Source organism: Pseudomonas sp. S44, from assembly GCF_016624805.1.
Lineage (GTDB): Bacteria > Pseudomonadota > Gammaproteobacteria > Pseudomonadales > Pseudomonadaceae > Aquipseudomonas > Aquipseudomonas machongensis.
Map to the genome: position 1 here is coordinate 277,911 of NZ_JACVTY010000001.1, position 11,570 is coordinate 289,480.

Consider the following 11,570-nt stretch of genomic DNA (forward strand, 5'->3'; position numbering starts at 1 on the left):
AACGGATAGGCGCTGCGCTAAACAGAGATTGTCTATCCGGGCAAGTTCTCAAGGCGAACAAGTCAGTCCCAACGAATGTCGCGAACCTACTGATGACTTTAAGTTCATTTCAACGTTTCGATGTCGCCACTTAACATTGAACTGCGGATGACTTACCCGTCTTGAGGAAATGTATGAACACGCACGCACCGATCACCTTTACCGCTACCCCCGAACGCATCCTGATTACCGGCGCCACGGGCTTCCTCGGCGGGTCGGTCGTCGCCCAGCTGATCGCCAACGGCCAAGGCCCGCAACTGGTGTTCCTGGTCCGCGCCGAAAACGCCGGGCAAGGGCTGGAGCGCCTGCGCGGCAACCTGCAACAGCATGGCGTCAGCCATGCCGAATGCCTGGCGCTGAACGCAGAGCAGATCATTTGCGGCGACTTCCTCGACACCTCCTGGCTGGCGCGCGAAACGCCGCGCCTGCTGGACGTCGATCGGGTCATCAACTGCGCTGCCGTGGCGTCGTTCTCGAAGAACCCGACCATCTGGCCAGTCAACGTCGAGGGCACCTTCGCCTTCGCCGAGGTGATGAGCCGCTCCAAACGCCTCAAGCGTTTCCTCCATGTGGGCACAGCCATGTGCTGCGGCCCTGAGCGTGAATCGCCGATCAGCGAGTCCTGGGAGTTCCCGGACGCCGAACAGCAACTGGTGGACTACACCGCTTCCAAGGCCGAGATCGAACGACGCATGCGCGAGGAACTGCCGGCCCTGCCGCTGGTGGTGGCACGCCCCTCGATCGTGGTCGGTCACCGCAGCCTGGGTTGCCAGGCCTCTGGCAGCATCTTCTGGGTGTTCCGCATGGGCTTCGCCCTGGAAAGCTTCACCTGTGGCCTCGACGAACAGATCGACGTGATTCCGGTGGACTACTGCGCCGAGGCGCTGATCGGCCTGACCCTCAAGCCGCGCCTGAGCCACGACCTCTACCACATCTCCGCCGGGCATGATTCGGCTTGTACCTTCGCCGAGATCGACAAGGCGTTCGCCCTGGCCAATGGTGCCGCGCCGGTGGGCGAGCGCTACCGCAAGATCGATGTCGACAACCTCAAGGAGCTGGCCGCCAGCTTCGAGTCGCGCATCGGCCCGGCCAACCCGCGCCTGGTCCTGCGGGCCCTGCGCCTGTACAGCGGTTTTGCCGACCTGAACTACCTGTTCGACAACCGCCGCCTGCTCGATGAGGGCATTGCCGTGCCGCCGCGCTTCACTGACTACCTGGATGTGTGCGTACGCTCTTCCAGCGGCGTGAGCATCGCGACCCAGATGCAGTGGGACTTCAAGTAAGCCGGCGCTTCGCGGGTGAGCCCTTCGCGGGCAAGCCCGCTCCCACGATCGAGCGGGAAAGCCAGTCGCTGCCCGCAAAACCTGAGCGGTGCAGTTCTGTAGGAGCGGGCTTGCCCGCGAAAAGCACACTGCGGTGGATGGCATCGGCTTTGCCGCAGAGCCATAGTCCTGGGGCAGCGCTGCCTCAGAGCGTCACCAACCCGTGCTCCAGCGCGTACTTCACCAGTGCCGCCGGAGTATCGATATTCAGCTTGCGCCGGATGCTCAGCCTGAAGGTCTCCACCGTGCGCACGCTGATGCCCAGCTCCCGGGCCATCTCCTTGTTGTTGCTACCCCTGGCGATCATCGCCAGCACCTGCAGCTCACGCGGGGTCAGGTCGTTCTCGTCGCGCCCGCTGCTGACCAGCTTGCGGGCGATTTCCGGGCTGTAGAAACTGCCGCCGGCAGCAATTGCCTCGATCGCGGCTATCAGCTCGGTGGAGGGTGCGTTCTTCAGCACGTAGCCCCTCGCCCCCGCCGTGATCGAGGTGCGCACATACTCCTGGTTGTCGTACATGCTCAGCATCAGCACCCGGATGCCGGGGTACAAACCACACAGGCGGCGGGTCAGCTCCAGGCCGTTCATGTCCTGCAGGCCAACATCCACCAGCAGGATGTCCAGCTCCAGCGACGCTACCAGCTCAAGCGCCTGGGCGCCGGATTCGGCCTGGCCGACCACCTGGAAATGGGCAATTGCGCCCAGCAGTGCCTTGACGCCGTCACGTACCAGCACATGGTCGTCGACCAGGGCAATGCGGATCGGTGTGGTCTCGCTCATGCAAGCCTCGGATTGTTCATGGGTATCTGGACCTGCAGCTCGGTGCGCCCGGCAGACGACGCAATGCTGAAACTGCCCCGGTGATGTTCGACCCGCTCGCGCAGGTTGCGCAGGCCAATGCCGTGGCTTTCGTACGCCGCACTCGGGTCGAAGCCCATGCCATTGTCCTCCACGCGCAGTACCAGCAACCCGTCGTGGGCAGAGATGGAAATGATCGCGACACTGGCCTTGGCGTGGCGGTCAACATTGGCCAGCGCCTCCTGGATGATACGGAACAGCGTCAGCGAAAGCTCGGCATCCACCTCGATGTCCGTCAGCCCGCACTCGTACTGGGTACGAATGCCAGTGCGCTGCTCGAAGTCGCGCACATGCTGGTCGATGGCCGGCGAAAGGCCCAGGGTGTCGAGCAGCGAGGGACGCAGGTCGTGGGAGATCCGCCGCACTTCACCGATCGCCGAAGCCAGGCGAGTGGTGCCGTTGCGCAGGTTGTCCAGGCCGCCGGCGCGGCCGTTGTCCAGCTCCATCGCGGCGAGCTCGAACTGGAACTTGATCGACACCAGTTCCTGGCTGATGCCGTCGTGCAGTTCGCGCGCCACCCGCGAACGCTCCTCCTCCTGCAGATCGACGATACGCTGGTTGAGCGCCGACAGCTTGCGGTCGGCCAGGCGGTGCTCGCTGACATTGAGCATCAACCCGCCGGCAAAGATGACCAGTACCGCCAGTAACGAGAAGGACGCGATCGCCAGCACCGTGGTCAGCACGCCGGAGGCCACCTCCTGACGCGACTTGAGCGTGGCCACCTCGACATCGTCGATGTAGATACCGGTGCCGAGCATCCAGCCCCAGCGTTCGAGCATCACCACATAGGCCAGTTTGCCGGTGGACTGCCCGGTGGAGGGCTTCTGCCAGTCATAAAGCTGGTAGCCGTCACCGCGTTCGGCGCTCTTGAGCAGCGCCTGGATCACCAGCAGGCCCTTGTTGTCGGTCATGCCGATGAGGTCCTTGCCCACCAGTTCGGCCTGGCGCGGGTGCATCAGGCTCTTGCCGTGGCGATCGTAGACGAAGAAGTAGCCGTCCAGGCCGAAACTGGCCCGCGACAGGATCTGCAAGGCACGCTGGCGGGTGTCGTCATCGTCGGCGCCGCTGTCGTACAACGGCGCGATCAAGCTCATGGCCAGGCCCAGGTAGTTCTTCAGCTCGGCCTTCTTCGCCGCCATGATGCTGCTTTCGACCAGGCGCGCCTGGTCCTCCTCGAGCTTGCGGCTCTGGGCGAACACCAGGATGCAGATGAACAGCACCGACACGATCAGCGGCAAGACACTGAGCGTGACGATCTTGTGCTTGAGTTGCATGGTCACTCCGGTTGCGGGGGCGGCGCGGCGTCAGCTTCGCCTGTGGCCCCGACAAATGACAAGGGCGCCACGACAAGCGTGGCGCCCCTTTTACACGGCAATCAATTCAGCAGCAACGCGTCGGACGTCCGCTGGCACCGTTGTAGCGTGCGTCCTGGCGCTCGCGGAAGAACGCCGTGCGGCTCATCACCGGCTCGCCGGGGTGATGGGCCTGCATATGCTCGAGGTAGGTGTCGTAGTCGGGCATGCCGACCAGCATGCGCGCGGCCTGCCCCATGCATTTGCCCATCTTGCTCAGTTTGTTGAACATCGCAGCTTTCCTCAGGCGTCGGGGATCGGCTGGAACGGCGACTCCTTGTCGCTGCGCTCAGGCTTGACCCAGGCTCGCCGGCCGACCTTCACGGCAAAGCACAGGATGCTCAGCACCACGAACAGGAACAACCCGGTCAGCACGGCGTTGGTGTAGGCGTTGAAGATCACATGCTGCATCTGCGCCAGGTCCTTGGCAGGTGCCAGCACCTGCCCGGCTGCGGCGGCATCGCTGTACTTGCGCGCCAGCGCCAGGAAGCCCATGCCTGGGTTGGGGTCGAACAGCTTGATCAGGCCCGCGGTGGTGGTGCAGATCAGCAGCCATACGGCCGGCAGCAAGGTGACCCAGACATACTGCTGGCGCTTCATGCGGATCAGCACCACCGAGGCGAGCATCAGGGCGATGCCGGCCAGCATCTGGTTGGAGATGCCGAACAGCGGCCACAGGGTGTTGATGCCGCCCAGTGGATCAATCACCCCCTGGTACAGCAACCAGCCCCACATCGCCACGCAGCCAGCGGTGGCCACCACGTTGGCGGTCCAGGAGTCGGTCTTTTTCAAGGCAGGCACGAAGTTGCCCAGCAGGTCCTGCAGCATGAAGCGCCCGGCACGCGTACCGGCATCCACGGCGGTCAGGATGAACAGCGCCTCGAACAGGATCGCGAAGTGGTACCAGAAGGCCATGGTGTTCTCACCCGGCAGCGCCTGGTGCAGGATCTGCGCGATCCCCACCGCCAGCGTCGGCGCACCACCGGCACGGGCCAGGATCGAGTGCTCGCCGATGTCGGTCGCGGTCTGCTGGAGGATTTCCGGGGTGATGGTGAAACCCCAGTTGCTGACCGTCTGCGCCACGGTGACCACATCGCCACCGACCACGGCGGCCGGGCTGTTCATGGCGAAGTACACACCTGGCTCGATCACCGAGGCGGCGACCATGGCCATGATCGCCACGAACGATTCCATCAGCATGGCGCCGTAGCCGATGTAGCGGGCATGGCTTTCGTTGGCCAGCAGTTTGGGCGTGGTGCCGGAGCTGATCAGCGCATGGAAGCCAGACACCGCGCCGCAGGCGATGGTGATGAACAGGAACGGGAACAGTGCCCCCTTCCACACGGGGCCTGTGCCGTCGACGAACTGGGTGATGGCCGGCATCTTCAGCTCAGGCGCGATCACCAGGATGCCGATGGCCAGCGCGACGATGGTGCCGATCTTGAGGAAGGTCGAGAGGTAGTCGCGTGGTGCCAGGATCAGCCAGATCGGCAGCACGGCGGCGACGAAACCATAGCCGATCAGCATCCAGGTGATCTGCACACCGGTGAAGGTGAACGCAGGGCCCCACACCGGATCTGCGGCAACCAGACCGCCGCCCCAGATCGATGCAAGCATCAGCAGCACGCCGATTACCGAGATCTCGCCGATGCGCCCTGGGCGCAGGTAGCGCAGGTACACCCCCATGAACATGGCGATCGGGATGGTCGCCATCACCGTGAACATGCCCCAGGGGCTCTCGGCCAGGGCCTTGACCACGATCAGCGACAGCACCGCAAGGATGATGATCATGATCAGGAACGTGCCGAACAGCGCGATGGTTCCGGGGATCGAGCCCATTTCCTCGCGTACCAGGTCGCCCAGGGAGCGGCCATTGCGGCGGGTGGAGATGAACAGGACCATGAAGTCCTGCACGGCCCCTGCCAGTACCACACCGGCAATCAGCCAGAGCGTGCCGGGCAAGTAGCCCATCTGCGCGGCGAGCACCGGGCCGACCAGCGGGCCGGCGCCAGCGATAGCGGCGAAGTGATGGCCGAAGAGGATGTGCTTGTTGGTCGGTACGTAGTCCAGCCCGTCGTTGTGCAGCATGGCCGGGGTGGCGCGAGTGGAGTCCAGTTGCATCACCTTGTTGGCGATGAACAGGCTGTAGTAGCGGTAGGCAACGAGGTAGATGGCGACTGCTGCGGTGACGATCCACAGGGCGCTGATGGCTTCGCCCCTGCGCAACGCCACGGTGCCCAGCGCGAATGCGCCCAGCAAGGCAATGGCGAACCAGGCAATTCGGGTAGCCAGTTTGGTCATCGGGATTTCTCCTGTCGCGACGGGTGTGCCGGCGACGGTTTTTGTTTTTGTGGGTGCCCGGGTAGGGACGACGACACTCTCGGCGTACTGGGTCCACAAGAACATTCGCAGTACTACGCGTAAGTACTACGTAGAACTACGTAGATGGGGTGTCAGTGAGGGGTGCGGTGCGCTTTTCGCGGGCAAGCCCGCTCCCACAGGGAGCGAGGTGGGGCACTGCCTTGTGGATGATGAGGTACTTTTGTAGGGGCGGCGGTTCGCCGCTGCGACTTGCCCGCGAAGCAGGCGCTGCAGAGTCAGCAGCGATATTGGCACGAGTATTGATAAATGATTCCACACCGATTGTTGAACAATCATAAGTGGAGCGTCCTTCATGTCCCGAGCAACAGCCCTTACCCTCGCCCTGACCCTCAGTGCCGCCGCACAAGCCGCCGACGGCACCTTGCAGTCCGATCGCCTGTCCATCGGCTCGGATCTCACCTACCCGCCCTACACCTACCTCGACCAAGGCAAGCCTGCCGGCTTCGACCCTGAGTTCATGACCCTGCTCGGCCAGCACCTCAAGCTCGCTCCCCAGTTTCAGGACACCCGCTTTGCCAACCTGGTGATGGGCGTAAACGCTCGACGCTTCGATGTGGTCGCCTCGGCCCTTTACGTCACCCCGGAGCGCGCAGCGCAGGTCGACTTCCTGCCCTACCTCAAAAGCGGTGCCTCGCTGATGGTGCGTGCCGATGACAGTTTCCGCCCGCAAGCGCCCCAGGACCTGTGCGGCAAGCGCATTGGCTCGATCAAGGGTGGGTCGTGGATTCCCAAGCTGATGGCGCTATCCAAAAGCCACTGCGAGGCCAACGGCCAGGCGCCGATCGACTCGCGTGAATTCCCCACTTCCCCTGAGGCAGCCCAAGCCCTGCTGGCCAAGGCGGTCGACGTACAGTTCGAGGACGCCGCGGTGGCGGCCATCACCGCCGACAAGCTCAAGGGTCGGGTGGTGATCAGCTCCCACGAGCTGATCTACCCCGTAGTCATCGGCCTGGCCGTGCGCAAGGGCAACGATGCGCTGCTCGCTGAACTGCGCCAAGGCCTCGAGGCCATGAAGCACAGTGGCGAATACCAGACGCTGTTGAGCCGCTACAACCTTGGCGAGCCCAGCCCAGCCGAAGTGGCCCAGGCCCTGGGCCAGAATCCTCAAGCGCCAGTGCAGTAAGCAGGAGCCTCGAGCATGCAATTCGATTGGGATTATGCCGCCGGCCTGCTGGTCAACGGCGACTTCTGGAAGGCGGTCGGCACCGTGGTGGAGTTGAGCGTCGAGACCTGGCTGCTGGGCATCGTCTTCGGCTTTGTCCTGGCGCTGGCGCGGCAGTCGAGCAACCGCGCCCTGAACCGCGGCGCAGCACTGTACATCTGGTTCTTCCGCAGCCTGCCGCTGCTGGTGCTGCTGATCTTCGTCTACAACCTGCCGCAGGTATTCCCAGGTACCAGCGTGCTGCTCTCCAACCCCTATGCCGCCGGCCTGATCGCGCTGGTGCTGAGCGAATCGGCCTATATCGCCGAGATTCATCGCGGCGGCCTGCTCGCCGTGGCCAAGGGGCAACTCGAGGCCGGCAAGGCGTTGGGTATCCGCTACACCGGTGTGCAGCGCCTGATCGTGATTCCACAAGCGTTGCGGGTGGCATTGCCGACCCTGGCCAACGAGTACATCACCATCGTCAAACTGACCTCGCTGGTGTCGGTGATCTCGCTGTCGGAGATCCTGCTGGTCGGCCAGCAGCTGTACACGCAGAACTTCCTGGTGATGGAGACCATGCTCGCGGTCGCCTTTTACTATGTACTGATCGTCACGGTGTTCAGTTACCTGTTGCGTCGGCTGGAGCAGCACCTTGACGTCACCCGGCGTCAGCCCAAGGCCATCGCCGATGGCCCGGCGCAACCGGCGCCTGTCCGGCGCGAGGCCGCACCCAGGCAAGGCGACTTCGCCCTGCGGGTGCTCGGCGCACGCAAGCACTATGGCCAGCTGGAAGTGCTCAAGGGCATCGACCTGGACATCCGCTTCGGCGAAGTGGTGTCGATCATCGGGCCTTCGGGGTCGGGCAAGACTACGCTGATCCGTACCCTCAACGGCCTGGAGGGCCTGGACCGTGGCCAGGTCGAACTGTGTGGCGCACCCTTCCTGCGCGGGCGTGACGAAGACGGCGGCAGCCTTGGCAATCGCGTGCACATGGAGGGCATCGTCCAGGTGGGCATGGTGTTCCAGGGCTTCAACCTGTTCCCGCACAAGACCGTGCTCGAGAACGTGATGCTCGCCCCGCGTCACCATGGCCATGCCAGCGACTCCGAACTACGCGCCTTGGGCTTGGCACTGCTGAGCAAGGTCGGCCTGCGCGAGCACGCCGGCAAGTACCCGCACCAACTCTCCGGCGGGCAACAGCAAAGGGTGGCGATTGCCCGCGCACTGGCGATGCGCCCGCAGGTGATGCTGTTCGACAAGCCGACCTCGGCGCTTGATCCGGAACTGGTCGGTGATGTGCTCAAGGTAATCGAAGACCTCGCGCGCGAGGGCATGACCATGGTCATCGTCACCCATGAAATGAAATTCGCCTTCCAGGTCTCCGACCGCGTGGTGTTCATGGAACGCGGGGAGATCATCCAGGCCGGTGCGCCGCGCGAGTTGCTCGACAACCGCAGCGAGCGCATGGGCCGCTTCCTCAAGGACGTGCAACTGGCATGAGCAGCAAATCCCCGGAAAAAGCCGGCGAAAGCCTGCCCCTGGCCGACCAGGTAGCCCTCGAACTGCGCGAGGACATCATCGGCGGCCGCCTGGTCTCAGGCATGCCGCTGGTCGAGGCCGAGCTCACCGGCCGCTACAACGCTTCGCGCAACACCGTACGCGAGGCCCTGCACCAGTTGGGCCATGAAGGCCTGACCACCTATGTGCGCAACAAGGGCGTGATGGTGCGCAGGCTGGGTATCGCCGAGGTGCGCGATATCTTCCTGGTGCGCCGCACACTCGAGGTGCAGGCGATCCATGGCAGCAAGCCGCTGCGCGAATACCAGTCCGACCGCATGCTTGACGCCATCGAGGCCGCCGAACTTGCCCGTGATCGCGAAGACTGGCAGGCCTTCGGCACCCACAGCCTGCGCTTTCACCAGCACATCGTCGGCTTGCTGCGCAGCCCGCTGCTGGACGCCTTCTTCACCAATATCGCTGCGCAGATGCGTCTGGTGTTCGCCGTTGCGCCCGATGAAAAGAACTTCCAGAGCCCGTGGCTGGAACGCGACCGGGAGATCCACGACCTGCTCGCCGATGGCTTGCGCCACGACGCCGCCGAAGCCATGACCCGTTACCTGGACGACTCCGAGCACGCCCTGCTCGATCTGTTCAGCCATCCACCCCGTTCCTGAAACCGGAGACCTACCCATGTACAAGGATTACCCCGCCGCCTACCAGGTCAGCAAAGGCGCTGCCCTGCAGGTCGACAAGCCTTTCTATGACCGCGTGCGCGAACGCAAGGATGCCCGCACCCTGATCGAGACATTCGAAGTGCCGATCCGCACCGGCCGCGCCTGGAAGGTGCCGGCCGGCCATGTGTTCCGCGTCACCACCCCGGTCGGCCCGCAGGTCGGCGACTTCAACATCTGGAACGCCAACGATCCGCGTGAGCGCCTGTGGGCGGCGCGCACTCGCCAGTTGCAGGGTGCCCACGTGACCACCTACGACCGACTGTGGTCGAATCTGCCGTTCCTGCGCCCGCTGGTGACCATCACCGACGACAGCCTGGCCGACTATGGCATCGACGAGCACGGCGGGCGCCTGCATGACCTGCTCGGCACCCGTTGCGACCCCTACGTGAACAAGATGCTTACGGGCGAGGACTTCCATCACCACTGCCACTCCAACCTCACCCGCGCCGTGCTGCCCCATGGGCTGACCGAGTTCGACGTGCACGATGTGCTGAACATCTTCCAGTGCACCGGCTTGAACCATGACGACATGTATTTCATGAAGGCTTGCCCGGCCAAGCAGGGTGATTACCTGGAGTTCTTCGCCGAAATCGATGTGCTGTGCGCGCTGTCGACCTGCCCAGGTGGCGACCTGTCACTGCCGATGTGGGGGCCTGAGGCACAGGACCCGCTGTCGGTCTGCCGGCCGCTGGGAGTTGAAATCTACAAGCTCGACGACAGCCTGCTGGAAGGCTGGACGCAGCCCAAGCGCGCCAGCTACAACGGCATGCACGGGCTGGCGATTGGCAAGGCCGAGTGGGAATGATCGGCTGAAGACCAGTCCAATCCCTGTAGGAGCGGGCTTGCCCGCGAACACGGGCGCAGCCCGTGCCAGGCAGCGCGGTGTCTGTTTCGCGGGCAAGCCCGCTCCCACAGGACAAAAAAACAACACACCTGTGGGAGCCAACTGTCTTTCACCGCCCCCCTACCACCGATCAGCGATCAGCGATCAGCGATCAGCGATCAGCGATCAGAAACCTGCTCCAGAAAGATCAAGCGCAGCGGCTCACCCAGCAGCATTTCGCTCTGCGCCGCAAACCGCTGGAAATACGGCGCGGCGAAATGCGCATCGAGCGCGGCCTGATCGACGAACGCCTCGCGCATGTAGAACGTCCCCGGCTCATCCTTGCCCTCGAACAGCACATAGTCCAGGTTGCCCGGCTCCGCGCGGGTCGGTTCGATCAGCTCCAGCAACGCCTGCTTCAATGCCAGCGCCCTGCCCTCGCGGGCCTTGAGCACTGCAATCGACACCAGCGGATTGTTCGTTACCTGCGCACCCATCGTCACATCTCCAACACGTTTGAGTTGAGCACAGTGTTACCGAGGCGATGGCCGGAAAACAGCCGCATAGCCCGATAACACTTTCAATACGATGCAGAGAATCGCTCAGGCCAGCGCTTGCTGTACCTGGCCAACGGTGGTCGTCAGGCTGCCCAGGTGCAACCCCAGCACCCGCTCCACCGGTGCCTGGTCCAACGGCCAGTGCAGGGCAATGCTCCCGACCAGTCGCCCTTGCGTGTGAACCGGCAGGGCGATGGCGCGGATCAGGAACGGCAGGCGCACCGGATATTCCCAATGACCCTCGGTGCGCCGGGCAAAGCCGCGCTGGGTTTCGTCCTCGATGGCCCGCAACATCGCGTCATCACCAACATGCGCATGCTCGGCCAGGCGCTGCACTTCATGGGGGGCCAGTTCGCCCAGGCAGGCACGGCCCATCGCCGAGTGGAACAGGCTGGCGTGGTGGCCGACGATCTGGCAGTTGTTCGGATAGCGCTTGCGCAGCACCTGGGGAATCGCGCTTTCCATCACTTCCAGGCGCTGGCCGTCGAAGCATGACAAGTCGGCGACCAGCCCGGTGCGCTCGCTGAGCTCCAGCAACAGGGGCGCTGCGCTTTCGACCAGCTGCCGCTTGAAGCGCAACTGGCCGTCGCCGAACAGGCGCCGGGCGCACAGGCGGTAGCGCCGATCGCTCAGGCCGCGGTAGGTCCAGCCCTGTTCCTGCAAGGTGGCGAGCATGCGCGACACCGTGGCCTTGGGTAACGCCGTCAGGTAGTGCAGTTCCTCCAGCCCCAGGGCCTGGTGCTCACCCAGCAATTCGATGATCGTCAATGCCCGCTCGACCGATCGCACGCCACCGCCGTCCCCGTTGCCGCTCATGTTCGTTCGCCTCCGTGTCTGCACCAGGTTCGTCACATTGCCCAG

At 64.0% G+C, this 11,570-nt stretch carries 11 protein-coding genes; 5 read left to right on the forward strand and 6 right to left on the reverse strand.

Annotation, left to right across the window (positions count from 1 at the left end; all coding sequences use genetic code 11):
* Positions 1-173 precede the first annotated feature (173 nt).
* Complete coding sequence (gene cprA / locus IAE40_RS01105; RefSeq protein WP_153773644.1) at positions 174-1,322, forward strand: cationic peptide resistance protein CprA; 1,149 nt, start codon at positions 174-176, stop codon at positions 1,320-1,322.
* Positions 1,323-1,506: 184 nt separating this feature from the next.
* Here the strand turns inward: cprA and IAE40_RS01110 are convergent, their stop codons facing one another.
* The 4 genes from IAE40_RS01110 to IAE40_RS01125 all read right to left on the reverse strand — a co-directional run bounded on the left by IAE40_RS01110 (position 1,507) and on the right by IAE40_RS01125 (position 5,870).
* Positions 1,507-2,139 (reverse strand): response regulator, encoded by a 633-nt coding sequence (locus IAE40_RS01110; protein ID WP_063544901.1) that lies wholly within the window; start codon positions 2,137-2,139, stop codon positions 1,507-1,509.
* Complete coding sequence (locus IAE40_RS01115; RefSeq protein WP_197889708.1) at positions 2,136-3,491, reverse strand: cache domain-containing protein; 1,356 nt, start codon at positions 3,489-3,491, stop codon at positions 2,136-2,138. Before IAE40_RS01115 ends, IAE40_RS01110 begins: the two co-directional genes overlap by 4 nt.
* 106 nt (positions 3,492-3,597) lie before the next feature.
* Positions 3,598-3,801, reverse strand: a complete 204-nt coding sequence (locus tag IAE40_RS01120; RefSeq protein ID WP_200602467.1) for a YbdD/YjiX family protein — start codon at positions 3,799-3,801, stop codon at positions 3,598-3,600.
* 11 nt (positions 3,802-3,812) lie between these two features.
* Entirely contained in the window at positions 3,813-5,870 is a 2,058-nt protein-coding gene (locus IAE40_RS01125; RefSeq protein ID WP_200602468.1) for a carbon starvation CstA family protein, read from the reverse strand.
* Between the two features lie 373 nt (positions 5,871-6,243).
* Between IAE40_RS01125 and IAE40_RS01130 the strand changes: the two genes are divergently transcribed.
* From IAE40_RS01130 to IAE40_RS01145, 4 genes are read left to right on the forward strand one after another with little or no spacing between them, the layout of a single operon-like run.
* Positions 6,244-7,074: an ABC transporter substrate-binding protein gene (locus tag IAE40_RS01130; protein ID WP_200602469.1), complete on the forward strand. Its 831-nt coding sequence runs from the start codon at positions 6,244-6,246 to the stop codon at positions 7,072-7,074.
* A gap of 15 nt (positions 7,075-7,089) precedes the next feature.
* On the forward strand, positions 7,090-8,595 hold the full coding sequence (locus tag IAE40_RS25860) for an amino acid ABC transporter permease/ATP-binding protein (protein ID WP_200602470.1): 1,506 nt from the start codon (positions 7,090-7,092) through the stop codon (positions 8,593-8,595).
* Positions 8,592-9,269, forward strand: coding sequence for a GntR family transcriptional regulator (locus IAE40_RS01140; RefSeq protein ID WP_063544895.1), 678 nt, complete (start codon positions 8,592-8,594; stop codon positions 9,267-9,269). Before IAE40_RS25860 ends, IAE40_RS01140 begins: the two co-directional genes overlap by 4 nt.
* Before the next feature lie 16 nt (positions 9,270-9,285).
* Positions 9,286-10,134 carry an urea carboxylase-associated family protein gene (locus tag IAE40_RS01145; protein WP_054891419.1) on the forward strand — a complete coding sequence of 283 codons (849 nt, stop codon included), beginning with the start codon at positions 9,286-9,288 and terminating at the stop codon, positions 10,132-10,134.
* 197 nt (positions 10,135-10,331) lie between these two features.
* Here the strand turns inward: IAE40_RS01145 and IAE40_RS01150 are convergent, their stop codons facing one another.
* Both IAE40_RS01150 and IAE40_RS01155 read right to left on the reverse strand, forming a co-directional pair.
* Positions 10,332-10,649 carry a putative quinol monooxygenase gene (locus IAE40_RS01150; RefSeq protein WP_054891418.1) on the reverse strand — a complete coding sequence of 106 codons (318 nt, stop codon included), beginning with the start codon at positions 10,647-10,649 and terminating at the stop codon, positions 10,332-10,334.
* A gap of 105 nt (positions 10,650-10,754) precedes the next feature.
* Positions 10,755-11,525 (reverse strand): IclR family transcriptional regulator, encoded by a 771-nt coding sequence (locus IAE40_RS01155; protein ID WP_125929892.1) that lies wholly within the window; start codon positions 11,523-11,525, stop codon positions 10,755-10,757.
* Between the last annotated feature and the right edge of the window lie 45 nt (positions 11,526-11,570).

What these genes read in the sequence shown, in the direction of transcription:
- IAE40_RS01140 (WP_063544895.1), top strand. Translation starts at nt 8,592, where the DNA reads ATGAGCAGCAAATCCCCGGAAAAAGCCGGCGAAAGCCTGCCCCTGGCC.
- IAE40_RS01110 (WP_063544901.1), bottom strand. Translation starts at nt 2,139, where the DNA reads ATGAGCGAGACCACACCGATCCGCATTGCCCTGGTCGACGACCATGTG.
- IAE40_RS01145 (WP_054891419.1), top strand. Translation starts at nt 9,286, where the DNA reads ATGTACAAGGATTACCCCGCCGCCTACCAGGTCAGCAAAGGCGCTGCC.
- IAE40_RS01130 (WP_200602469.1), top strand. Translation starts at nt 6,244, where the DNA reads ATGTCCCGAGCAACAGCCCTTACCCTCGCCCTGACCCTCAGTGCCGCC.
- IAE40_RS01155 (WP_125929892.1), bottom strand. Translation starts at nt 11,525, where the DNA reads ATGAGCGGCAACGGGGACGGCGGTGGCGTGCGATCGGTCGAGCGGGCA.
- IAE40_RS01125 (WP_200602468.1), bottom strand. Translation starts at nt 5,870, where the DNA reads ATGACCAAACTGGCTACCCGAATTGCCTGGTTCGCCATTGCCTTGCTG.
- IAE40_RS01115 (WP_197889708.1), bottom strand. Translation starts at nt 3,491, where the DNA reads ATGCAACTCAAGCACAAGATCGTCACGCTCAGTGTCTTGCCGCTGATC.
- IAE40_RS01150 (WP_054891418.1), bottom strand. Translation starts at nt 10,649, where the DNA reads ATGGGTGCGCAGGTAACGAACAATCCGCTGGTGTCGATTGCAGTGCTC.
- IAE40_RS25860 (WP_200602470.1), top strand. Translation starts at nt 7,090, where the DNA reads ATGCAATTCGATTGGGATTATGCCGCCGGCCTGCTGGTCAACGGCGAC.
- IAE40_RS01120 (WP_200602467.1), bottom strand. Translation starts at nt 3,801, where the DNA reads ATGTTCAACAAACTGAGCAAGATGGGCAAATGCATGGGGCAGGCCGCG.
- cprA (WP_153773644.1), top strand. Translation starts at nt 174, where the DNA reads ATGAACACGCACGCACCGATCACCTTTACCGCTACCCCCGAACGCATC.